This window comes from Streptomyces sp. NBC_00322 (genome assembly GCF_036147535.1).
GTDB lineage: Bacteria > Actinomycetota > Actinomycetes > Streptomycetales > Streptomycetaceae > Streptomyces.
The window spans coordinates 6076934-6100578 of record NZ_CP108019.1 but is presented as its reverse complement, the minus strand read 5'-3'; the positions used below and the strand labels follow the sequence as shown (position 1 = coordinate 6100578).

General features: G+C 69.9%; 15 protein-coding genes and 2 pseudogenes. 7 read left to right on the top strand and 10 right to left on the bottom strand.

Annotated features, from left to right (window positions below; genetic code table 11):
• Positions 1–81: 81 nt before the first annotated feature.
• Positions 82–1035, bottom strand: coding sequence for an NADP-dependent oxidoreductase (locus OG905_RS27880; RefSeq protein ID WP_443044089.1), 954 nt, complete (start codon positions 1033–1035; stop codon positions 82–84).
• A 152-nt stretch (positions 1036–1187) separates the two neighbouring features.
• Between OG905_RS27880 and OG905_RS27875 the strand changes: the two genes are divergently transcribed.
• Positions 1188–1586: a winged helix-turn-helix transcriptional regulator gene (locus tag OG905_RS27875; protein WP_328678128.1), complete on the top strand. Its 399-nt coding sequence runs from the start codon at positions 1188–1190 to the stop codon at positions 1584–1586.
• 67 nt (positions 1587–1653) lie between these two features.
• Here OG905_RS27875 and OG905_RS27870 read toward each other — a convergent pair whose 3' ends face one another.
• Positions 1654–3639, bottom strand: coding sequence for an RICIN domain-containing protein (locus OG905_RS27870; protein ID WP_328678126.1), 1986 nt, complete (start codon positions 3637–3639; stop codon positions 1654–1656).
• Between the two features lie 522 nt (positions 3640–4161).
• A pseudogene (locus OG905_RS27865) lies at positions 4162–4356 on the bottom strand (hypothetical protein); the annotation flags it as partial.
• Positions 4357–4552: 196 nt separating this feature from the next.
• Here OG905_RS27865 and OG905_RS27860 point away from each other — a divergent pair.
• Both OG905_RS27860 and OG905_RS27855 read left to right on the top strand, forming a co-directional pair.
• Positions 4553–5809, top strand: coding sequence for a S8 family peptidase (locus tag OG905_RS27860; protein WP_328678124.1), 1257 nt, complete (start codon positions 4553–4555; stop codon positions 5807–5809).
• Positions 5810–5952: 143 nt separating this feature from the next.
• Positions 5953–6372, top strand: coding sequence for a TOBE domain-containing protein (locus tag OG905_RS27855; protein WP_328678122.1), 420 nt, complete (start codon positions 5953–5955; stop codon positions 6370–6372).
• Between the two features lie 92 nt (positions 6373–6464).
• Here the strand turns inward: OG905_RS27855 and OG905_RS27850 are convergent, their stop codons facing one another.
• Positions 6465–7655: an MFS transporter gene (locus OG905_RS27850; RefSeq protein WP_328678121.1), complete on the bottom strand. Its 1191-nt coding sequence runs from the start codon at positions 7653–7655 to the stop codon at positions 6465–6467.
• A gap of 448 nt (positions 7656–8103) precedes the next feature.
• Between OG905_RS27850 and OG905_RS27845 the strand changes: the two genes are divergently transcribed.
• From OG905_RS27845 to OG905_RS27830, 4 genes are all read left to right on the top strand, one after another.
• Positions 8104–11283 (top strand): putative bifunctional diguanylate cyclase/phosphodiesterase, encoded by a 3180-nt coding sequence (locus OG905_RS27845; protein ID WP_328678119.1) that lies wholly within the window; start codon positions 8104–8106, stop codon positions 11281–11283.
• Positions 11284–11354: 71 nt separating this feature from the next.
• Positions 11355–14627, top strand: coding sequence for an amino acid adenylation domain-containing protein (locus tag OG905_RS27840; RefSeq protein WP_328678117.1), 3273 nt, complete (start codon positions 11355–11357; stop codon positions 14625–14627).
• On the top strand, positions 14624–15412 hold the full coding sequence (locus OG905_RS27835; protein WP_328678115.1) for a leucyl/phenylalanyl-tRNA--protein transferase: 789 nt from the start codon (positions 14624–14626) through the stop codon (positions 15410–15412). Before OG905_RS27840 ends, OG905_RS27835 begins: the two co-directional genes overlap by 4 nt.
• Before the next feature lie 300 nt (positions 15413–15712).
• Positions 15713–16132, top strand: coding sequence for a cupredoxin domain-containing protein (locus OG905_RS27830; protein ID WP_328678113.1), 420 nt, complete (start codon positions 15713–15715; stop codon positions 16130–16132).
• Between the two features lie 79 nt (positions 16133–16211).
• On the opposite strand, the pseudogene OG905_RS39215 reads toward OG905_RS27830, so the two are convergent.
• The 6 genes and pseudogenes from OG905_RS39215 to dhaL (OG905_RS27805) form a co-directional block, all read right to left on the bottom strand.
• Positions 16212–16349: pseudogene (locus tag OG905_RS39215) on the bottom strand (ATP-grasp ribosomal peptide maturase); the annotation flags it as partial.
• Positions 16350–16370: 21 nt separating this feature from the next.
• Positions 16371–18761 (bottom strand): sensor histidine kinase, encoded by a 2391-nt coding sequence (locus tag OG905_RS27825; protein WP_328678111.1) that lies wholly within the window; start codon positions 18759–18761, stop codon positions 16371–16373.
• 519 nt (positions 18762–19280) lie between these two features.
• The gene (gene dhaL, locus OG905_RS27820; RefSeq protein WP_328678109.1) at positions 19281–19937 is read right to left on the bottom strand and encodes a dihydroxyacetone kinase subunit DhaL; all 657 of its coding nucleotides are present in this window, start codon (positions 19935–19937) and stop codon (positions 19281–19283) included.
• Between the two features lie 46 nt (positions 19938–19983).
• Positions 19984–20976, bottom strand: a complete 993-nt coding sequence (dhaK, locus tag OG905_RS27815; protein WP_328678107.1) for a dihydroxyacetone kinase subunit DhaK — start codon at positions 20974–20976, stop codon at positions 19984–19986.
• Between the two features lie 169 nt (positions 20977–21145).
• Positions 21146–22828 carry a phosphoenolpyruvate--protein phosphotransferase gene (locus tag OG905_RS27810; protein ID WP_328678105.1) on the bottom strand — a complete coding sequence of 561 codons (1683 nt, stop codon included), beginning with the start codon at positions 22826–22828 and terminating at the stop codon, positions 21146–21148.
• Positions 22825–23466, bottom strand: coding sequence for a dihydroxyacetone kinase subunit DhaL (gene dhaL / locus OG905_RS27805; protein WP_328678104.1), 642 nt, complete (start codon positions 23464–23466; stop codon positions 22825–22827). The genes OG905_RS27810 and dhaL (OG905_RS27805) overlap by 4 nt, the downstream gene beginning before the upstream one ends.
• Positions 23467–23645: the final 179 nt, after the last annotated feature.

The window sequence follows — 23645 nt, the reverse complement described above, 5'->3', positions numbered from 1 at the left end:
GGCCAGTACGCATATTTATCCTGACTCCCACGCCCAGGGGGAATCGGTGGTGTGCGGTGGCCGGTCTCTGCGGCGGGGGGGTCAGGAGGTGACGCGCAGGACGAGCTTGCCGCGCGTGCGGCCGTTCTCGCCGCGGGTGTGGGCCTGGGCGGCCTGCTCCAGCGGGAAGACCTCCTCGACCTCCACGCTCACCTCGCCGGCGTCGATGAGTTCGGCGATGCGGGTCAGCGCCGGGCCGTCGGGCTCGACCAGGAAGGCGCTGGTGCGCAGCCCGCGGGACTCGGCCGCCTGGAGGAGTTCGGGCGAGACACCGGCGGGGATCGCGACGATCAGTCCGCCGGGGCGCAGCACGTCGAGCGAGCGGGTGCTGGTGCTGTCGTGCGCGTCGCCGACGAGGTCGATGACGACGTCGATGTCCTTGGCGGTCTCCTCGAAGCGGACGGTGGTGTAGTCGATGAGTTCGTCGGCGCCGAGTGCCGTGAGCCAGTCGTGGCGGGGGCTGCTGGCGGTGCCGGTGACGTGGGCGCCCAGGTGCTTGGCGAACTGGACGGCGAAGTGTCCGACGCCTCCGGCGGCGGCGTGGATCAGCACGCGCCGGCCGGGGCGGATGTCGGCGGTGTCCACCAGGGCCTGCCAGGCGGTGAGGGCTGCCAGCGGTACGGCCGCGGCCTGCTCGTGGCTGATGCTCGCGGGCTTGCGGGCGAACTGGCGGGCGGGGGCGGTGACGTACTCGGCGTAGCCGCCGGCCGCGCGGGGGAACCACGGCATCCCGTAGACCTCGTCGCCGGCCTTGAGGGTGGTCACACCGAAGCCGGTCTCTTCCACGACGCCGGAGACGTCCCAGCCCAGGGTGAACGGCGGCTCGCCGAGCACCCCGGCCATGCCGCCGCCGCCCCGGGTCTTCCAGTCGACCGGGTTGATCCCGGCGGCGTGCACCCGCACCAGGACCTCGGTCGGCAGCGGCACGGGCCGGGGCACCTCCTCCACCCGCAGGACGTCGGGGCCGCCGAAGGTGTGCTGCACCACCGCGCGCATCGAGGACATGAGTCGTCTCCCTTGAAACCAAACCTGCCGAAAGGCCGCTTATCGGCCCCCGGTCCAGTGGGCTTGACCGTATCCCCAGGGAGGTAGTTACCATCAAGGGAATCTACTTCCCATTGGGAAGCATGCTGCTGAGGAGCGTTCCCGTGACCACCGACTGCCAGACCGGGCAGCACGCCCACCACGACGTCTACGCGGCCCAGTGCCCCTGCCGCGCCATGCTGGACCTGCTCGCGAACAAGTGGTCGGCCCTGGCCATCGGAGCTCTGGAAGACGGCCCCCAGCGTTTCGGCGCCCTGCAGCGGCTCCTGCAGGGCGTCAGCCCCAAGGTGCTCACCCAGACGCTGCGACGCCTGGAGGACACAGGGCTCGTCGACCGCACCATCTACCCCGCGGTGCCCCTGCACGTGGAGTACGCCCTGACCGACCTCGGCCACGGCGCAGCCGTTCCGCTGCGTCTGCTGCGGAGCTGGGTCGAGGAGAACCTCGACAACGCCACGAGCGTGCCGGGCAACCAGGAGACCGGGCCGACGGTGGCGAAGTAGCCGCCGGGCAGCTCCGGCAGCCCTGCGCCGCCGAAGCTGCCGCGAAGCGGCAAGTAGCTCTCTCCAGTCAGAGTGACTCTCGGTCAGGATGAGCGGGGGCGGCCTTGACACGAGCCCCGACGGGCTCAGTTCCGGCCGCCGGATCAGCCTCCGCCTTGTCGGGGACCCTCGAATTCAGCGCTCCGGTCGCGCCCCCGAACGTCGACCTCACCAGGCTCGTCGCAGCCGCCGGGCGCACCCGGAGCGCGCGATCCGCGCCCGGAGCGACCTCGGAGCCCAAGCCGGTACCGCCGTCGTTGACGCGGCGCACGCTCGAGCGGGTCTCGCCGTATCGCTGCGTCGGCGCCGGGTCCGGCGCCGTGCCCGTTCCGGCGGGCGCGCTGCCGGAGCCCCCTGCGGGCGGCACGTTGACCTCCTTGGTCGAGGGACGTCCCGTGTCCGCGCTCGGCCGCGCCCTCGGCACCCGTGCGGCAACGTTGTCAGTGGCCCATCGCTGCCCCGGCGACCCGTCCCTCATCTTGACCACCACCGCCGACCCGGCCTCGGCCGACGCGGGCACGAGAGCCAGTCCGTCGTTCCAGCGCGGGATCACATCGCCCTGGATCGTCAGGTCGTAGCGCACATCCCCCGCATCGGCCGCCAACGCCTGCGTACAGGCGCCGAGTTCGGCAACCCCGTCCAGCTCGTGGGAGTCGAGGCAGAGATCGACGGCCGCCGCGCTGCGCAGCAGCCCGTCCGTCTCGTACACCCACTGCTGGGTCACCGCCGACGAGCACTCCGCCATCGTCGCCTCCGCGCCGGCCTCCACCCTCTGGTCCTTGATGTCGAGGCACAGGCCCGCGCCGACATTGCGCAGCCTGGTGTTCAGCGGGCCGGTCGGCATCGCGGCGGAGGTGGTGGACGGCTGGGGGCCGGGGCGGGAGGGGGTACGGGATCCGGGCGCGGGCATCGCCGTGACGGAGCCGCTCGGGACGGCGGGCCCCGCGTGGCTGCCGCCGTCCGGCCAGAGTTCGGTGACGGCGGTTCCGACGACGAGGAGGCCGGTCACGATCCCGAGCCCGGTGACGAACGCGCCTCGCCCGCGCGGGGTCAGCGAGAGGCGGGGCAGTGCGCGCGGGCGTCCGCCCCGCGAGTGCCGTCCGGCGCCGCGTACCGCCGCGGGCACGCCGGCGACCCCGGACACCCCCTCCGCCCTGGCGGCCCTCGCCTGGAAGCGGGCGCTGTTGCGGGCGGGCCGCGAGTCGAGATAGGGCTGAGCGGCCCGGCCGAGTACGGCCTCGGCCAGCAACAGGGCCAGCCGGTCGCCGACCTGGTCGAGTTGTTCCGCGCCGAAGCGGCAGTGCTGACACTTCGCCAAGTGCGCCTTGATGTCGGGGATCAGCATGCCGCCCCGCCGCAGGGACACGTCGAGCAGCCTGCTGAAGTGGCGGCATTCGCTGTCCGGGGCCAGCTCCACGTGCAGCCGCAGGCACGCCGCCCGGAAGATTTCCCGGGCCTGCTCCAGCTGTGCCGCCGCGCCCCGCGGATCAATGGCCAGCAAACCAGCCGGTACGGATATGCCCTCACCCTCGACCTCGGCGTGCCACAGCAGGCATTGGGCGGGCCCGGGCAATGCCTGGAATGCCCGCGCGACGAGGGTCCGATTCTCCGGGATGGTGAACATGTCGACCGGAACGGAGCGGCCGGTGTCCGGATTCTGGAGTTCGGGCAGTGCGGTGATCCGCTCGTCGGCCGCCCACGCCTTGCCGATTTGACGGGCAGTCACCAAGAGAAGCGGACGAAGCGCGGCCGTCGTCCGCACCTGCCGGAGATTCTCCAACACCTTGTTGCAGGCGGCCGTGGCGAGCATGGACGCCGCCGTGGCCGATGGAGTGCAGATCGACGTGTAGTCGAAGACGGGTTGCCAGTGCCTCGCCAGCAGCACTGCTACGGGACGTATCTCGTCCGCCCCCCCGCTGGTCCGCAGTGTCGCCGCGAGACCTTCGTCGGAGTCCCCGGAGCTGAGGCCGGTGCGAGAGGGAGGGACGGGACCCGGAGTACGGGGATTCTGCATAGACGTGTTTCCATCCAGGGCATTGCGGTGGGGGGTTGAACGGTTGCCGGTTCCCCAGGTCCCGGTTGACGGCCCGGAGAAATTTCTGTCACTTGAAAGGATGCGCCCTACTTGGTCTATACCGCAGTGGAATTCGAACGATTGAACAAGAATCACCATGTTCAGACGCGAGGAAGCTCACCCTTACACAAACCCCAGGCGGGGAACAAGAGTTCCGGAACCGGCGACCATTCCGACCGCTGCCGGGAAAGGAAAAAGAGTGCTCGACTTTTGTTCAGAGTTGGCCGGTTTCCCGCCCTGTTCGGCGATCATTACTCACAGAATGACAACAACGGCTTCCGTCGCCTTGACACTTGTCCATACGGAAGCCTCTTCGGCGAGGCCGGTTTCGGCTGCCGCCTGCGGCGACGAGGTCCGGATGGCGACGACCAGAAGCCCGCAGACGCCGCAGAAGCCGTCGAGGAGGGTAGCGGTAGGGCAAAGCCGCGTCGGGGACGGGCGACGCCACTGCGAAAGAAGCGGATTGCAAGCCGAGGTGTACGAGACCTCCTCGTCGCCGGTGCCATTCTGGGCGACCTCGGCCGAGAAGGCGGCCAGATCACGGCCGGCGTCGGCCCAGCGGCGCGCGGTGTCGGCACTGACGCCCAGCAGGCGCGCCGGGCCGGTCCCCGCAACGGACCCGCAGGGCCCCGGGCCTCGAACCGGTCCAGGCGGCAGGGCGAGGCAGCGAAGGCACGTACAGGGCCACATGGTTGACAGAGGGTCAGAGAATCCCCTGGTCGCCGTATGTCGGGCTGTCGCGTCGCCGCAAACCTGCTAGCTGTGAGCGCGATAGCGAACCGATTATTTCCAGGGCAAATGCCCCGGAATTGCCGGGTTGGCTCGCCCCCACCGCTCTCACGAAAGGTCCGGGATGTCCAAACTTTTCGGCGCCGCCCTCCTTGCTCTTGCCCTGCTGACTGCTTCACCGACTCCTACCGCGGCCAAGGAGTCTGTCCCGTCCGGCCAGATCCCCGGCCGGTACATCGTGACCCTCGCGGACACCACCACTCGCGGGGAAGCCGAAATGGACGAGGCTGTGGACGCGGCTGTGGAGCAGGCCTCCACCTTCGGTGCCGTGGTGCACCACGTCTACCGTTACGCCGTCCACGGCTACGCGGCATCCATGACCCCGAGCGCCGCAGCCGCGCTCGCCGCCGACCCCCAGGTTTCGGTGCAGCCCGACCAGTGGGTACGAGCCGCCGCCCAGTCGGTCCCGACCGGTGTGGACCGTGCGGAGGCCGACCTGAGCCCCACCGCCGCCATCGACGGCAAGGACACCCGGGTCAATGCTGATGTCGCGGTCATCGACACCGGTGTCAATCTGAGCCACCCGGACCTGAATGTGTACAAAGCCGGGGCCAAGAACTGCACGATCCCCTTCCTGCAGCCCGAGGACTTCCACGGCCACGGCACCCATGTCGCCGGAATCATCGGCGCTCTGGACAACGGCACCGGAGTTGTCGGTATGGCACCGGGTGTCCGGATCTGGCCGGTGCAGGTGCTCAACGCCGCCGGCTGGGGCAGCACGTCGGACGTCATCTGCGGCATCGACTACGTCACCCAGCACGCCGACCAGATCGACGTCGCCAACATGAGTCTGGGCGGCGAGGGTACCGACGACGGCAACTGCGGCAGGACCAACGGCGATGCCGAGCACCGGGCGATCTGCGATTCGGTCGCCAAGGGCGTCACCTACACCGTTGCGGCGGCCAATTCCCACGCCGACGCGAAGAACACCGTCCCCGCCGCGTACGACGAAGTGATCACCGTCAGCGCCCTGGCCGACTTCGACGGCAAGTCCGGAGGCCTGGGCCAGCCCACCTGCCGCGACGACCAGGACGACACCTTCGCCGACTTCTCCAACTACGGCGCCGACGTCGACCTGATCGCGCCGGGCGTGTGCATCCGCTCCACCTTCAAGTTCGGCGGCTACTCGACGCTGTCCGGCACCTCGATGGCGGCACCCCACGTCGCGGGCGGCGCAGCGCTGTACCGAGCCACGCACCCCACCGCATCACCCCAGAGCGTCAAGACGGCCCTGCAGGCCGCCGGCAGCCTCGACTGGACCTGGCCCTCCCAGGACCCCGACGGCACCAAGGAGAGCCTCCTGCGGGTCTCGTCCTTCTGACCGGCGGTCACCAGACCCGTGGGCGCGCCCCGATGAGGGGCGCGCCCACGTGCGTTCGGCTCGTCCGACCGCCGCCGGGTAACAGGTGGATGCCCCAAGCGCGCCGACCCGCCTCCGCCCGCGCCCCTGGCTACGGTGCCTCCATGAGCCTGAGCATCCGCAATCAGATCCCCGGCACGGTCGTCTCCGTCAGTCCCGGCGAGGTCATGGCGGCCGTCAAGGTCCGCCTGGAGGGCGGCCAGGAAATCACCGCCGCGATCACGCTGGAGGCCGCCCAGGAGTTGGGCCTCGCGCCGGGCTCGGCCGTACGCGTCCTGGTGAAGTCCACGGAGGTCTCCCTGGCCACGGCCGCGGTCGAGGGCCTGAGCATCCGCAATCAGATCCCGGGCACGGTCAACGGCATCACCTCCGGCGGCGCGATGGCGAGCGTCAAGATCGGCGTCGTCGGCGGCGAGCTGACGGCCGCGATCACGAAGGACGCGGTGGCCGATCTGGGCCTGACGGCGGGGTCCTCGGTCGTCGCGCTGATCAAGTCGACGGAGATCTCCCTCGCGACGGACTGACGACGCCACCCAGCTGCTCGGCTGCCAACGCAGGAACCACCGCGCCCTGTGAGAGCTGGGTCGGGGGCGCACGCGGGGCAGCCCGGCCGCGCTCACTGCACGCCGGCGCGGGTCAGCCGTGGCAGGGCGAGGGAGACCGTCGCGGCGGCGAGCAGGGCCGCCGCGCACGGCACGCGGTAGCCCGCCGAGGCCCCCGCCACGTCGACCACCCATCCGGACGCGGCGTAGCCCAGCGCCACCCCGACGGAAAGGCCCGAGACGAGCCAGGTGATGCTCTCGGTGAGCTGAGCGGCCGGCGCCAGGTGGCTCACCAGCCCCATCGCGGTGATCAGGGTCGGCGCGATGGCCATGCCCGCCACGAAGAGCATCCCGGCCAGCGCCGCGAGACTCGGCGCGAACAACAGCGGTGCCATCGTCACCGCCATCGCGCAGACGCTGACCAGCAACCGCCGCGTGATCGCCCCCCGGGGCCTGATCGCGCCGAAGACCGCGCCCGCCAGACCCGAGCCGAGCGCGTACACGCCCAGCAGCAGGCCGGAGAACCCCTTGTGGTGGTGTGCGTCGGCGAACGCCACCGTCGCGACCTCCACCGAACCGTAGGCCACGCCCACCGACGTCAGCGTCAGCACCAACAGGCCGAGTCCCGGGATACGCAGCACGCTGCCCCCGGGGCGTTGCGACTCGTGGCGCACCGGCGGTTCCGTACGCCGCTGGGCGGCGAACAGCAGGACGCCGACGGCGAGCAGGACCGCGGCCGCCAGCGGTCCGGCCTCAGCGCTGACGCTGGTCGACAGGGTGATCGCCAGGGCCGGGCCGACGACGTAGATCACCTCGTCGAGCACCGACTCCAGCGAGTACGCGGTGTGCAGCAGCCGCGGTGACTGCAGGTAGATCTCCGCCCAGCGGGACCTGACGAGCGCGCCCATGCTGGGCATGCAGCCGGCTACCGCCGCCGTGATGTAAAGCGTCCAGGCCGGGGCGGCGTACCGGGCGCACAGCAGCAGCGCACCGATGGCGGCGACCGTGACGGCCATCGCCGGGAGGACGACCCGGCGCTGGCCGTGACGGTCCACCAGCCGGGAGATCTGCGGTCCGATCGCCGCGGCGGCGAGCGCCTGCGTGGCGGAGACCGAGCCGGCGAGCCACCACTCGACGCCGAGTTGCGACAGCATGGTGATGATGCCGACGCCGATCATCGCCAGTGGAAGACGCGCAATGAAGCCCGCGGCGGAGAAGAGCAGAGTGCCTGCAGGAGAGAAGATCCGGCGGTAATCGGAGAGCATGGGACTCCACGCTCCATCAGGAGCCGATCGTCGCTGGGCGGATCCGGTCCGGTTTCCGCGTCCTCCATTTTCACGTATGACGTGGCATCTCGCGACGCGACGCGGCGTCCACCATTTTCACGTATGGCACGGCATCTCGCGACGCGACGCGGTATTTATCCTTGCGTGTTGGGGCATCTCTCCTTGCGCGTGCGGGAAATGGCGAGCCGGGTAAGCTGGATGAAAGACACGTCGATGTCTCGGCGAGAAGGAGCCCGTATACCGGCGACCGAGTATACCGGTGACTGCGTATACCGGCGATCGCGTTCCCAGGCAACCAGGACCGAATCCCGGCCCCGGAGAAATTCTCCTTTTTCAGCCCGATCCCACGGGCTTCTCCGCCGACGCCCGGTGCCGTTCGCCCAGCTCGGTCCGCCCGACAAGTAGCCCTCCCTGGAGGTGAGTTGGGGTGAATCCGCGACTGCGAAGCCTGGCCGCGATGGCCGCCGTCAGCGCATGCATCGTCCTGCTGACGGCGCTCTACTACACATTTCCGCAGCATCGGCTGATCTTCGTAGGAATTGGAGCGCTCGGCGTCATCGGTATTGTCCTGGGCGTCTTTCTCAACCGCCCGGCGCATCGACTCCCCTGGCTGTTGCTCGCCGCGGGAAACTTCGCCTTCGCCGCGGGCGAGGCCACCCAGATCATCCTCATCGACTTGCTCCAGGAGGAGATGCCGTTTCCGTCGATCGCCGACGGCTTCTATCTCGCGGCATATCCGCTCTATGCGGCCGGGCTGCTGGGCTTCGTCCACTGGCGCACGGGGTGGCGCGACCGGGCGAGCCTCGTCGACGCACTGACGCTGACAGTCGGCCTGGCGCTGCTTTCGTGGATCTTCCTCATCGATCCGCTCGCCCACATCGCGGGTCTCACCTGGGTGCAGAAGGCGTTCTCCATCGCCTATCCGCTCGGCGACATCCTCGTCCTGGCGATGCTGGTGCGCCTGCTCGCCGGCCGTGGCGGCAGGAGCCCCGCGCTCATGCTGCTCACCGCGGGCACCGTCGGCCTGCTCGCCGCAGACGTGGCTTACGGCCTGATACAACTGAACGGAACGTGGCGCACGGGTAGCGTTGTCGAGCTCGGCTGGGCCGTCCTGTACGGCGCCTGGGCGGCCGCCGCGCTCCATCCGTCCATGCGGTCGCTGACCCAGCCGGTGGCATGGCGCGGTGAGACCGGTGTGGGCCGGCTGAGCCTGCTCACCCTGGCGTCGCTGATCGCGCCGGCAATCCTCCTGATCGAGGCGCTGCGCGGCGTGAGGTCCAATGTCGGCGTCATCGGAGTGTTCTCCGCGGTGCTCTTCGTCCTCGTGCTCTACCGCCTGGCGGGCGTGGCGGCAACCCACCGGCAGGCGGTCGGCCGGGAGAAGGTGCTGCGCATCGCGGTGTCGTCGCTGGGCGGAGCGGGCGATGTGCGGGATGTGGCCGCCTCCGCCCACTTGGCCGTGACGGAGCTGATGCCGCACGGCCCGCCGCGTTCCGCGCTGCTCACCCCGCCGGACAACACGCTCTGGGTGAACGGGGCGCACAGCGGCGTACGCGGGCCCGCGGCCGCGCGGGTGACCGCGGCCGTACGGGAACTGACCGCGTCCGGCGAGAACCGCCTGGTGCCCCTCGACGGTCTGGGGCCCGATCTCGCCGACTGCCTCACGGGCCCGGACGAGGGGCCGACCCGCACCCCCCAGGCGCTCGTCTGCCCGCTCAGCTCGCAGGATCACCCCGCGGGCGATCCGCTGATCGGGGCGCTGATCGTGGCCGGGGACGAGCAGGACCTGCTCGTGCTCCGCGAAACGCTGGCGACTCTCGCCGCTCAGACGGCACTTGCCGTGGCACGGGTCGCCCTCGCACAGGAAGTCAACCGGCGCAACAGCGAGGTGTACTTCCGCACGCTGGTGCAGAACGCCTCCGACGTCATCCTGATCCTCGACGACGACGACCGGATCCGTTACGCCAGCCCCTCCGCCGACCAGGTGCTCGGCATTCCGGACCTGGAGGGCACCCTCCTCATCGATCTGGTGCCGCCGCAGGACAGCCGCGCGGTGGTCGAGACGCTCGGCCGGATACGGACCCGCGAACACCAGGGCAGGCGCGAGCACTGGCGCATGGTCCGCACCGACCGGGCAACCATCGAGGTCGAGGTGAGGTGGAGCGATCTGCGCGAGGAGGCGACCGTCGGTGGGGTGGTGCTCACCCTGCAGGACGTGACCGAACAGCGCAAGCTCGAACGCGAACTCACCCACCAGGCGTTCCACGACCCGCTCACCGGCCTGGCCAACCGCATCCTCTTCCAGGAACGGGTCAACCACGCACTGGTTCAGGCTCAGCGCGACGGCACGGTGGTCGGCGTGCTCTTCGTCGACGTGGACGACTTCAAGGTCGTCAACGACATACACGGCCACAGTGTGGGCGACGAACTCCTGGTCGCGCTGTCACTCCGGCTGTCGACCACCGTCCGTGCCTCCGACACCGCCGCGCGCATCGGCGGCGACGAGTTCGCACTGCTGGTGGAGGGCTCCATTGGGCCCGAGGGCGTGGAGCGGTTCACCGAAAACGTGATGACCGTGTTCGCCGAGACGTTCCGGCTCAGTGTGGGGCCGGTGAGCACATACGCGAGCATCGGCGTCGCGACGACGGAGGACAGCATCGACTCGGTCGAACTGCTGACACACGCCGATCTCGCGCTGTACGCGGCGAAGACGGCGGGCAAGCGCCAGTGGCGCCGTTACCAACCGGAGCTGCAGAGCGGCATGGCCGAGCGTGCCAAGTTGCAGGAGGGCCTGGACAGTTCGCCGATCGAGACTTCGTTCCTGGTGCTTTACCAGCCCATCGTGGAGCTGGCCAGCGGGCGGATCTCCGGCTTCGAGGCGCTCGTTCGCTGGCCCTCCACGCGCGGCATGGTGCTGCCGGAGCAGTTCATCACGCTGGCCGAGGAGAGCGGACAGATCGTACCGCTCGGCGCCTGGGTGCTCGATCAGGCCGCGGCCGAGGCTGTCCGGTGGCAGGGCTCCGTGCTGCGCGACGGGACCGCCGACCGCATCCAGCCTTACGTCAGCGTGAATGTGTCGCCGCGTCAGTTCCGAGACGCGGAGTTCTACCAGGTGATCCGGCGCGCCCTGGATCTCTCCGGCATCGAACCGTCGTCTCTCGTACTGGAACTGACCGAGAGCGTGCTGATGTACAACGACGAACGCATCCTGGCCGAGATGAGTTCGCTCACCGACCTCGGGATCCGCATCGCGATCGACGACTTCGGAACGGGCTACTCGTCGCTGAGCTATCTGCGTGAGTTCCCGATCTCGATACTCAAGATCGACAAGTCGTTCGTCGACGAACTCGGGCGCTCACCCGAACAGTACGCCCTTGTCGAGGGCATCACCCATCTCGCGGACACACTCGGCCTCACGGTGATCGCCGAAGGAGTGGAGGACGTGAGGCAGCAGGAGTTGCTGACCTCCATTGGCTGCAAGTTCGGTCAGGGATACCTCTTCGCCGAGCCGGTCAGCGCCGAGGAGGCGGAGCAGCTCGTCCTCGCACCGCCGCTCGGCCGCCTGACCGGATTGCCTGAGGAGGCGCCCGCGGAGAGGAAGCGGTGATGGACCCGGCCTCTCCCGCGAGGGGCGCGGGCCGTGCTCCGCAGGACGCCGCGCGAGGCGGGAGACCCGAGGTGACGACACGTCAGGACGCTCCGGCAGAGTCGGCTGTGCCGTCCGTCGTGCTGCGCAACGACGAGGAGCAGTACACGATCTGGCCCGCTGATCGCCGGATTCCGGACGGGTGGCGTCGGATCGGCGGACCGGCGTCCGCCGCGGAGTGCGGGAGCCTGGTCGAACACCTGTGGACCGACATGCGGCCCGCGAGCGCCCGCGCCGAGCAGCGGCCTCCGGGCTCCTGGCCGAACACCGTGCCCGAGCTGGTCCGGGAGCGGGCGCGGGATGAGCCGTCCGCTCTCGCTGTGCTCTCGGACGAGGGCCGGCTCAGCTACGCCGAGCTGACCGGCCGAGCCGACCGGCTGTCCCACGAACTGCGGGAGTCGGGCGTCGGCGCGGAGTCCATCGTCACCGTGTGCCTCGACCGCGAGCCCGAGCTGATCGTCGCGCTGCTGGCAGTACTGAGCTCCGGCGGCGCGTTCCTCCCCCTCGACCCGGCGACTCCGCAGCAACGGATCGTCGCACTGGTCGGGGAGACCGGTTCACGCCACATCGTCTCGAGCCGCGAGCACGCCCCGTTGTTCGCCGGGTGCGAGGCGCGGATCGTCTACGCCGGGGAACAGCCGCAGGCGCCGCTGGAGGGAATTCCGCCGGCACACGGCCCCCTGCCGGACGACCTCGCCTACGTGATCTACACCTCCGGATCCACCGGACCCCCCAAGGGTGTGATGATCACCCACAGGTCGCTGGCCCACTCCCTCACCACGGTGGCCCGGGCATACCAACTGAGGCCCGGCGACCGGGTGCTGCACGCCGCGGCGCTCGGCTTCGACACCTCGCTGGAGCAGGTCTTCGCCACGCTGATCAGCGGCGGGACGCTCGTCCTCGCGGGAACACAGACCTGGGCACCCACCGACCTGCTGCACCGCCTCCCCGAGCACGGGATCTCCGTCGCCGACCTGACCCCCGCCTTCTGGCACCGGATCGTCTCCGTCGCGGACCGCGGCGAGATCCTCGCGTCGCTGAGGCTCGTCATCGTCGGCGGCGAGATCGTCACCGCGAAGGACTGTCGCGCCATTCTGCGCCGGATCCCCGGCGCGCGACTCGTCAACGCCTACGGGCTCACCGAGACCACCATCACCTCCACGCTCTGCGACCTCAACGAGGAAGTGCTCGCAGCGCCGGACACCGCCGTCGCCCCCATCGGGAGGGCCTTGGACGGGAGTCACGTCCACGTGCTCGACGCCGAACTGCGCCCGGTGCCGCAGGGCGAGCGCGGCGAGATCTACATCGGCGGCCCGGGGCTGGCGCGCGGTGTCTGGCGGCAACCCGCCCTGACCGCACAGCAGTTCCTGCCCGACCCGCACGGCTCCGCTCCGGGGGACCGGATGTATCGCACCGGAGATCTGGGCCGCCGGCGCCCGGACGGCAACCTGGAAGTCCTGGGCCGGGTCGACGACCAGATGAAGATCCGCGGGTTCCGGGTCGACCCGGCCGAGATCGAGGCCGCGCTCATCTCCCACCCGGAGATCGGCCAGGCGATGGTGGTGGCTCGGGCGCGCAACAACGGCGACCGGCACCTCATCGCGTACTACACGCCGGCCGCACAGCCGGCCGGCGGCGAAGCGGCGCTGCGCACACGGCTGCGGTCGGCACTCACCGAGGTCCTGCCGGGCTACATGATCCCGGCAGCCTTCCACGCGGTGGAACAACTGCCCGTCGCGCCCAGCGGAAAGCTCGACCGCAAGGCCGTGCCGGAAACCAAGACCGCGGGGACGACGGCTACCGGCGACGACCGCCCGGTGCCGCAGGGGATGGCCCAGTTGTGGAGCCAGATCCTGGGTGTGGAGTACGTCCGTCCGCACGACGACTTCTTCGAGCTGGGCGGCAACTCGCTGCTGGCCATGGAGATGCTCGCCCGGACCCGCGTCATCTTCGGCATCGGCGTCACACAGATCCGCGAGCTGACCCGCTCATTGCTTCAGCAGCCGATGCTCGCCGCTTTCACCGAGTCCGTGCGCCAGGCACGTGCCGGCACCCTGGCCCACCCGGAAGGCGGGAGCGTCGACTTCGCCGCCGAGACCGATCGAAGCGTTCCGGCGATAGGCCGTGACGCGCCGGCTCCGCACCCTGAGCAACCCGGCGACGTCCTCCTCACCGGGGCGACGGGGTTCTGCGGCGCGTACATGATCGACGAGCTGCTGCGCAGGACGACGGGACGGATCCTGTGTCTGGTCAGGGCCTCCGACGACCTCGACGGCATGGAGAGGATCCGCGCGAGCCACAAGCGGTACGTCCTCAGCGATCTGTCCAGTGAGCGCGTCCAGCCTCTCGTCGGCGATCTGGCCAAGCCCGGACTGGGGCTGTCTCCCTGCCTGTTCGAGGAGCTGGGGTCGACCATCGACGCCGTCTACCACTTCGGCGGCCAGGTCAACTTCATCTACCCGTACCACGAGTTGCGCGCCGCCAACGTCGAGGGAACATACGAGATCATCCGCCTGGCCGCCGACAGGGCCGTCCCCGTCCACTTCACCTCCAGCATGGCGGTGCTCGCCGGATTCGGGCCGGCCGGGGTGCGCGAGGTGACAGAGAGCACGCCGCTTCGCTTCCCGGACTATCTGTCGGTGGGATACGTGGAGGCCAAATGGGTCGGCGAGGCGCTGCTGAAGAAGGCGTCCGATGCGGGCCTGCCGGTCGCCATCTACCGCCTGATGGACATCACGGGCGGCAGCGGAACCAGCGTGATGAACACCAGCAGCGAGTTGGCCGCCCTCTTCGGCTTCATCGCTCGGACCGGGCTGTGCCCTGACGTCCGGCTGCCGCTGGACTTCCTGCCGGCCGACCACCTCGCCCGCGCAATCGGACACATCTCCACCCGCCATCCCGCTCGCGGCGAGGTCTACCACCTCACCAACCCCCGTTCCACGCTGCTGCATTCGCTTGCCGAGCGCCTGCGCCAGCGCGGTTACCCGGTCCAGGAGATCCCCTACGCCGAGTGGATAGCCATTCTGGTGAAGTACGCGGCCGGGCACCCGACCGACCCGATAACCCCGTTCGTCCCGCTCTTCGTCGACCGTTGCAGCCGCGCCGACATCACCGTGAGCGAGATGTACTTCCAGGGCGTTTTCCCGGAGTTCACCCGCGACAACGCGGAACGGGCGCTGACGGACGCAGGGATCGACATCCCGCCGGTGGACGCGGAGATGATGGACCGCTACATCGACTACCTTTCCCAGGCCGACTACGTCCGGCCCGGGAACAGCCAAGCGCACGGAGCGACACGGTGGTGAACCGATGCCCCGACTGGGAGGCGCTGGACGTACGGAAAGCGCCGCCCGACGGTCCGGTGGCCTTCTCCGCCGACCTCAGTCCCGCCGGCCTCCTCGCGGCCTACCGCGCCGGGGCCTATCCGTTCCCGGCGTCCGACGAGTACACCCGCGTCCTCAACGAGGTGGTCTTCGCCGATCAGGTCGAAGAGGGCCGCATCCCGCTCGTGGGGGAGGAATCGGCCGATCCCTACGCCGTCTCCTGGTGGTCGCCCGACCCCAGGCCGGTGCTGCCCGTCTCGGCCGCGCACCTCAGCCGAAGCCTCGCCCGGCGGCTGCGCAACCAGCTGCCGTGGTCGACCAGCCTGAACCAGAGGTTCGAGCAGGTCGTCCGCGAATGCGGCGCCGATCGCGACCCCCTGTGGCTCACCGAAGAGCTGATCGCAAGTTTGATCCGCCTGCAGGAGCTGGGCCATGCCCACAGCGTCGAGGTGTGGGAGGACGGCGATCTGGTCGGCGGCGTCTTCGGCGTCCGGGTCGGATCGGTCTTCAGCATGGACTCGATGTTCTTCCACCGTCCCGGTGCCTCGAAGGTCGCGGTGTCCGACCTCGCGGCGCGATTCGCCCAGGCCGGCGGCGTGCTGCTCGACGCGCAGCGGGACAGCCCGCACGTCCGCGGCCTGGGCGCCCAACTCGTACCGCGCGAGCAATACGTGCGGGACCTTCGCAGCACCGCACGCGACAGCCTCCCGATACCCACCGCCACCTTGCCGGCCGGCCGCCTCGCCCAGCCGAGGGGGTCGGGCTGACCGCACTCGTCGCGCCGGTCGCCCGGTGGGCCCGTGGGCCCGTGGAGCGAACGTCCGTACTCAGCCCTGCGGACCCGCACCGGACCGCTGCCCGCCAACACACCACCGCTGCCCAGCCATATCGGCGCTCCCCTGCGCGCCCGGCATGAAGCGTGACTCGCGTCGGTATTCAGGTGAACGGGGTCACGGCTGGCGGTACCGCTCTGGCGAGCGCCACCCAAGACGGTGAACCTGAATGCGGCGGCCGATCACCGGCCGCGCCCAGACCACGGCATCCCTCGTCGGAAAGGTCCGCCCGGCATGTCACTCACCTACCCGGACCGGGTCCACACCGCCCTCAGAGTGGGCGGAGCCTGCGTCCTGCTTGCCCTGGCCGGCTGCTCGAACGACGGCAACGGCAGCGGCAATGACACCACCACCCCCGCCACCAGCGCCTCATCCGCCCCGAGCAGCACCTCCAACACCGGCGCAGCGCACATCTCGATCAAGAACTTCACGTTCATCCCGGCGAAACTTCAGGTACGCCCCGGAACGAAGGTCATCGTCGAGAACCAGGACTCGGTCACGCACACCCTGACCGCCACCGGGGACAAGAAATTCGACACCGGCGACATCGATCCCGGCGAAACAGCCACCTTCATCGCTCCGTCCACATCCGGCAGCTATCCCTACATCTGCACCATCCACCCCAACATGAAAGGCACCCTCACCGTGAGCTGACGCCAGGGCTCCATGCCTCGCGTTCCGCACATTCGGGACCCATGTGGACCTGACCTGGCCCGGGGCACGCGTTGCTGCAGAGCGTGGGGCCGGCGGTCACTGTGTCGAGGTCGGCGTCCGGCTCGACGGAGGTGGTGGGTAGTGCCAGCGCCGGGTCGCCGGGATGCGCTCCCGAAACCGGCTTCACGACGAGGTCAGGCGCCCAGGGCCGCGCGGCGACCGCGACGGCAACGCCTCCTCAGCGGGGGCGGTGCGAGGCGCCTTCGGCCGACGTGTCTGGCGGGGCTGGTGGGGCAGGCGTGGCCAGCTGAGGCTGTTCGGTGAGCTCGGTGGGGGCCGGTACCGACGGGGCGGCGTGCCGCCGCCGGAACTGCTCAGACTCGACGGCCTCGGAGTTGAGCAACCTGTCCTCGAAGTTGAGACTGTCACCGGACATGGACGTGTCCAGGACGTGGTGCCGCGTTTCGGCCTCCGTTCCGGCATGCGGAGCCTGGGGGTACGCGCTCTGCCTTCGGCGGTGGGACCCCGACCCGGCCTCCTCCGGACTCCGTCCCGGGGGGTCCCCATGGTGCGGAGCGGGTCGCGGTAGCCCTTTCTCCTTGCCGGCCGAGCGAGCGCCTTGACGGCGTGTCCGGTACGTGCGTTTGGCCAGCCCGCTGTCGTTGAGTTGCTCGGTCGTGTCGTAGTTGCGCCAGCCCGTGAGACGCCCATCCGAGTTGTACCTGGCTGAGAGTCCGGGAGGATCCATGTGATCTCCGTGTTCCCGCACCAACTTCTGGGGCAGCATGACCACTGATGTGATGCCGCAGGTGGATGACCTGCGGAGCTGGACGCGTATGCCGTGGCGGCCGGAGAGCTGGCCGACGACGAACATACCCATGCGCCGCGCGACCGACACATCGACGACTGGCGGGTTCAGGAGCCTCTCGTTGGCCTCCTCAAGGTCCTTTGCGCTCATGCCGATGCCGCTGTCCTGGATTTCAACCTTGGCGCCGCCGCCGGACAGCAGCTGGCTTGTGACGAGCACCTCGGTGTCCGGCGAGGAGAACGCGGTCGCGTTCTCCAGCAGCTCCGCGATGAGGTGAACGATGTCGTTCACTGCCCGGCCGTCGACGTCCGCGGTGACCAGTCCGCGTAGCTGCACACGCTGATACTGCTCGACCTCACTGGTGGCGGCCCGGAGGACATCCACGAGCCGGACTGGGGCGGTCCAGCGGCGGCCCGCCTCCTCGCCCGCGAGGACGAGTAGGTTCTCCCCATTGCGGCGCATGCGGGTGGCCAGGTGGTCGAGCTTGAAGAGGCTGGCGAGCAGGTCGGGGTCCTGCTCGCCGTTCTCCAGACGGTCGATCAGCTCCAGCTGCCGTTCCACGAGGTACTGGCTGCGCTGCGAGAGGTTGACGAACATCGCGTTGATGCGGCCTCGCAGCTGCGCCTGCTCGAACGCCAGCCGTACGGCCTCGCGATAGACGTCGTTGAACGCGTGGGCGACACCGCCGATCTCGTCGGTCGAATTGACGCTCGTGGGCTCCACCTTGACGGCCTCCAGTTGGGCGTCGCTGGAGCCCACCCGCAGCAGCCGGACCGCCTCGGGCAGGCGGCGTTCCGTGATATCGAGCGCGGACGCGCGCAGGGCGTGCAGGGGGGCAACCATCGACTGCACGACGGCGCGTGTCACACCGAATGCGAGCAGGAGGATCAACAGCATGACGAGCGAGGCGATGAACACTGAGCGCTCGGCCTGGTGCTGCTCGCGCGAGCTCTCGTCTTCGACCGATCCGACGAGCCGCTTCTCGACCAGACGCATCAGCTCGAGCTTGCTCGTCATGGTCTCGAACCACTCGCCGGCATCAAGGCGGGGGCGGCTGGTGCCCTGCCGGGTGAGCGCCTGCTTCTGGAGTATCTCGGCCCTGTCGACGTCCCTTCCGTTAACGGTGCGCTCGTAGAACTGACGCTGGGCCAGCGGCGCACCGGACCGGAACTCGCGGATCAATGCCTGTTGCTGCACGCTGGCGAGGGTCAGGCTCTGAGCCTCGCTCGCATCGAAATGTCCCTCGGTCAGCGCCCCGCCGAGCAGCGCGCGTTGCCGGGAGGCTTGCTCCGCGGCCTTTGCGAAGGCCTGGAGGGCACGGGCCCTCACGGCAAGGGTCTGGTGGGCAATGTCCGGCGTGAGAAGGTCAAGGGCGTCGGTGAGCTCGGCGATCAGCGCCGTGTATGCGTTGACCACGGCCAGGGACCGCATTTTCGAGTGGTCTACCGTGTCGCGCAGTGACGTCACCGGCCCGCCCAAGGCGTCGAGCGCCGTGAGCCGGGTGGCCAGGACGGGATTCGTCCCGCGGTGGACATGGGCGGCCTCGGCACGGACTCGGGCGAGCGCCGCGTCGACCTGGGAGCGCTGAGTGTCCAGCTGGCTCGTGTCGCCCGTGCGCCCGGCCGCCACATAGAACGCGGTGAGATCGCGTTCGTCCTCCAGTTCCTCCAACAGTCCCGTGCTCTTGTCGACGAGACGGACGAGCTGACGGACGTTGTCGATGTCCTGGGCGTTCTGCACGGCCGAACCGATCCGCAGACCGCCGAGCACCAGTGCGGTGATGATCGGGATGAGCACCACAGCCAGCAGCTGGGTCCGCAAACTCCAGTTACTCGGTGGGAACGCCTTCTGGTTGCTGCCCCGGCGCGGCCAACGCCCTCCACCTGCACGCTCGGGGCCCGGATCGGAATTGCCCCGCTCGGTACTGCCGTTGTCGGAATCGTTGCCTCTCGCCCGAGGTGTCTGGACCGGTTCCGTGCCGCGGCGATCCACCGCGGGTTGTGTTTGCTCCTGCCCTTGCCCTCGCACCTTCTCGCCGCCATTGAACGTGCGCGATTCAGGGGCGCGTGCGCGCATCGCGGGCGCTCCTCTCATCGCGCGAGTGCGCTTGTCGTGACGTCGCTGGACGAGGCCATGCCCTCGTCCCTTCCCTGGCAGGTGCCTGGGGCAGCTGACTACGCGTCGGTCTCGGGCGCGGCACGCCCTCATCGCCATGGACGAGCGGGGGGTGGGCGGTCGAGGACCGGGTACCAGCGGGTCGCGGTCGCTCGACCCGCCACGACGCCGCGAGGACCGTGCCAGGAGCCACCCCCGTGCCGGCCCACCGGCCGGACACCACCCTCATGACGCCGCCCCTGCGCCTGGCCGCTCGCTTGCCGCGGTGACGGTCGCGAGGGCAGAAAGAATGAGCACGGTCGACGCCGCGCCGGGGTCCTCGTGACCGATGGTGCGGGCGCCGAGATAGCTCGCCCGGCCCTTCCGGGCCTGCATGCCGCCGGTCTGCTTCAGGCCCCGCACGGCGGCGTCGAACGCCGCGCGGGTGGCGTTGCCCAGGTCGCCGCCGGTGTCGATGACGGCCTGGTAGGAGGCCACGGCCGGGCCGAGGGCGTCGATCATCGTTTTGTCGCCCTCGAGCGCCGCGCCGATCCGCTGGATGCCGGCGAGGGCGGCCGCCAACGCCGCCCCGAGTTGTGCAGCAGACACGTCGGGATCCTCACCCAGGGTCCTCGCGGCCTGCCGGAACCCGGTGCCGTACAGCGGTCCCGCGGCGCCGCCGGTCTTGCTGATCAGTGCCCGGCCGACGGTGGCGAGCACCGCACCGGGGGTAGACGGGTTGGTTTCGTCCAGCATCGCCACCGCCGCCTGCAGGCCACGGCGCATGTTGATGCCGTGGTCGGCGTCGCCGATGGCGGAGTCGAGGCGGGTCAGATGATCGGCGTTGTCGACCACCAATCGGGCCGCCTCATGGATCCAGGCCCGGAACATGCTCGCGTCCATCGTCGTCCCTCTCCTTCGTGGTGTCCGTCGTGGTGTCCGAGGCTGTTCAGCGTCCCCAGCGCAGCGCGGGGGTCTCGACGGGGGCATCCCACAGATAGGTGAGCTGAGGCGTGAGCCGGCACACCGTGATCGTGCAACCGGCCATCTCCAGGCTGGTGATGTAGTTGCCGACCAGATTGCGGGTGATCCACACGCCATGGCCGGCGAGCCACTCGGCAACCGCGGCATACACCACGTACAGCTCAAGAAGCGGGGTGCCACCCAGGCCGTTGACCATCACGAGCACTTCGCCTGAGAGCGGCATGTCGGCGTGGATGGCGTCCAACGCGACACCGACGATCTCCTTGGCGGAGACGAGCCTGCCGCGGGCGCGACCGGGCTCGCCGTGGATGCCGACGCCCAGCTCGATCTCGTCCTCGCCCAGCTCGAAACCGGGTTTGCCCGACGCGGGCACCGTGCACGGCGTGAGCGCCACCCCGAACGAACGGGAGCGGTCATTGACCTCCTGGCCCAAAGCCGCAGTCGTGCCCAGATCCGCGCCAAGCTCGGCAGCCGCACCGACGATCTTCTCCACGAACACGGTCGCACCGGTACCCCGTCGACCCGCCGTCCACGTACTGTTCTCCACGGCGACATCGTCATTGACCACGACGCCCTCCACCCGCACGCCGTCGTCGGCGGCCAAGTCGGCGGCCATCTGGAAGTTCAGCACGTCGCCGGTGTAGTTCTTCACGATGTGCAGCACCCCCGCCCCGCCGTCAACGGCCCGCGTGGCGGCGAGTATCTGGTCCGGCACGGGAGATGTGAACACCTCACCAGGACAGGCCGCATCCAGCATCCCGAACCCGACGAACCCGCCGTGCAGCGGCTCGTGTCCGGACCCGCCACCTGACACCAGGCCGACCTTCCCAGCGGTCGGCCCGCCCGCGCGGATGATGTAGCGGTCGGACGTGTTGACCGTCAGTGAGGGGTGCGCGGCGGCCACGCCGACGAGAGCATCGGCAAGTACTTCGTCGGGCGAGTTGATGAGCTTCTTCACGGTTCAGGCCCTTCTCGACTGGATAAGAACGTCAGCAGGAATCCATCAAATGGCATGAATCAGTGGGGTTTGTCAGGGCGTCACCTTGCACGTCACACAGGTCCTTTGATGAGCCGGTCCGGTCTGACCTGCCCACGCTCGACCGATCGCGCCATGTGCACGGCTCGGGTCAGGGCAGCGACGGCAGGCAGCACTGCTCGACGAGTCGCCAGACCTCTTCGGGGGTTTCGCGGGTGAGGGCGATGGCCGCCAGGGAGGCGCAGGTGTCATGGCGCAGGCGGCGGATGCGGGCGCGTACTTCGTCGAGGGCGGCGGGTGCCATGGAGAGGATGTCGCAGCCGAGGCCGATGAGCAGGGGGGTGACGAGGGGGTGTGCGGCGGCGTCGCCGCACACGGATACCTGGCGGTTGTGGCGGTGGGCGGCGGTGACGACCTGGGCGATGGCGTTGAGGACGGAGGGGTGTGCGGCCATGGCGGGGGTGGCGGTGGGGTCGCGCCGGTCCAGGCCCAGGATCTGGCAGGTGAGGTCGTTGCTGCCGATGGAGAGAAATGCGGCTTCACGGGCGAGGTCGTCGGCTGCGGCGACGGCTTCGGGGAGTTCCACCATTACGCCCAGGGGCGGGATCGGGACACCGGCTTCGTCGGCTGCAGCCTGAAGAAGGCGTCGGCAGGCACGGAGTTCGTCGATGCCGGCGACCATCGGGATCATGATGCGCAGGTCGGTCTCTGCTCCCGCGCCGAGCAGGCTGCGGAACTGGTCGGCGAAGGCGTCCGGTTGGGCCAGCATGAGCGGCAGACCGCGGCCGATCCGCCCGCCCTGGATGCGGGACAGGAACGGCGGGAGTTTGTCGTCGGCGAAGTCGAGGGTGCGGGCGGTGACGGTCTGTCCGGCGAGGGCGCGCATGACGGGGACGAGGGTGGCCGCGTGCTGGTTGCGGGTGGGCCAGGCAGGGTGGTTGAGGAAGGGCAGTTCGGTGCGGAGCAGGCCGACGCCGTCGGCGTTGGCGGTCAGAGCCGCTCGGGCCTCGGCCGCGGTCGCCACGTTGGCCCGCAGCACCACGTGGTGGTGGTCCATTGTCCGGGCGGGCAGGTGGCGCTCTTCGGCGAGGGCGAGGCGGCGGGTGCGGGCGGCGTCCATGGCGTGCAGCGCTCTCGCGCGTTCGTCGTCGCCGGGGTGGGCGACGGCGGTGGCTTGGTCGGTGTCGAGGAGGATTTCCTGCCCGTCCGGCAGGTCGAGCAGGGCGGGGTCGACGGCCAGGAGGAGGGGGATGCCCTGTGAGCGGGCGACGATCGCGGCGTGGGAGTTGGGGCCGCCGGTGACGGAGATGGCGGCGGTCACTGTCTGGCCGGGTTCCAGCAGGTCCGCCGCGCCGATCTCATGGGCGACCAGGACGAGGGGCTGGTCGGGTGCGGGGCCGGTGTCGCCGTGCAGGTGGGCCAGGACACGGCGGCCGACTTGCCGTACGTCGGCGGCGCGTTCGGCGAGGGTGGGGTCGTCCAGTGCGGCGATCGTTCGGGCGTAGGTGTCGATGGCCTGCCGGACGGCGACGGGTACCGGCTGCCCTTGGTGCGCTCGCTTGATGGCCTGTTCGCGCAGATCGTGGTCCTGCGCGATGTAGCTGTTGACCTCCATGATGTCGGCCTCTTCGTCGTTGCCCCGTTCACGCAGCGAGGTGGACAGGTCGAAAAGACGGGCGGCGACGGCGTCGAAGGCGTCGGTGATCTGCTGTGCGGCGTCGCCACTGGTGCGCTGGGGGAGCACGGTTCTGGTGAGCGGGCGGTCAGTGCGGTGGAGGAACCCCAGGGCTATGCCGGGTGCGGCGGTGTGCCCGGGGAAGGTGCGGCGGATCATCGGGTAGCCACCACCTCGGCGAGGGCGCGGAAGATGAGGGCCGTGGAGGTGGCGCCGGGGTCCTGGTGGCCGATGCTGCGGGCGCCGAGGTAGGAGGCTCGGCCTTTGCGCGCCTGCAGGGGCGTAGTCGCGCGCATGCCCACCTCGGCGGCGTCGGCGGCGGCCAGGGCCGCGGCGGCGAAGTCGGCTCCGGAGTCGGCGTGCTGCTGGAAGGCGGCCAGCGCGGGAGCGTAGGCGTCGATCATGGTCTTGTCGCCGGGTGCGGCAGCGCCGAGCTTCTGGACGCTCTGCAGGCCGGCGGCGAGTGCGGCGGCGAACTGCTGTGTGTCGGCGGTGGGTGCGTCAAGGGCCTTGCCCATGGCGCGGAAGGCGCCGCCGTAGAGCGGGCCGGAGGCGCCCCCGACGCTGGAGATGAGGGTGGTGCCCGTCTTGACCAGCACGGCCCCGACGGTGTCCGGCTTGAAGTCGGCCAGGGCCGTGGTGACGGCGGAGAAGCCGCGTTTCATGTTGACGCCGTGGTCGGCATCGCCGATGGCCGAGTCGAGCTGGGTGAGGTGGTCCTTGTGCTTGTCCACGGCGGCGGCGATGGCCTGCACCCACGTGCGGGCGAGGTCGGTGTCCACGGAGTCTCCATTCATGGTTGGTACGTGGCGGGTTCACGGTTGGGTGAGCGGGGGGCGGGGGCGGGTTGACGGTTGGGTGAGCCGGGGGCGGGGGCGGGTTGACGGTTGGGTGAGCCGGGGGCGGAGGCGGATGCGGGGGCGGTCGGGTGAGCTGGCGCGGGAAGGCTCCCGCCCGGTCCTCGCGTATCGCGCGT

Coding starts and splice junctions, on each gene's coding strand:
- OG905_RS27880 (WP_443044089.1), bottom strand. CDS start 1,035: ATGCGCGCGGTGGTGCAGCACACCTTCGGCGGCCCCGACGTCCTGCGG.
- OG905_RS27870 (WP_328678126.1), bottom strand. CDS start 3,639: ATGCAGAATCCCCGTACTCCGGGTCCCGTCCCTCCCTCTCGCACCGGC.
- OG905_RS27860 (WP_328678124.1), top strand. CDS start 4,553: ATGTCCAAACTTTTCGGCGCCGCCCTCCTTGCTCTTGCCCTGCTGACT.
- OG905_RS27855 (WP_328678122.1), top strand. CDS start 5,953: ATGAGCCTGAGCATCCGCAATCAGATCCCCGGCACGGTCGTCTCCGTC.
- OG905_RS27850 (WP_328678121.1), bottom strand. CDS start 7,655: ATGCTCTCCGATTACCGCCGGATCTTCTCTCCTGCAGGCACTCTGCTC.
- OG905_RS27830 (WP_328678113.1), top strand. CDS start 15,713: ATGTCACTCACCTACCCGGACCGGGTCCACACCGCCCTCAGAGTGGGC.
- dhaL (WP_328678109.1), bottom strand. CDS start 19,937: ATGGACGCGAGCATGTTCCGGGCCTGGATCCATGAGGCGGCCCGATTG.
- OG905_RS27810 (WP_328678105.1), bottom strand. CDS start 22,828: ATGATCCGCCGCACCTTCCCCGGGCACACCGCCGCACCCGGCATAGCC.
- dhaL (WP_328678104.1), bottom strand. CDS start 23,466: ATGAATGGAGACTCCGTGGACACCGACCTCGCCCGCACGTGGGTGCAG.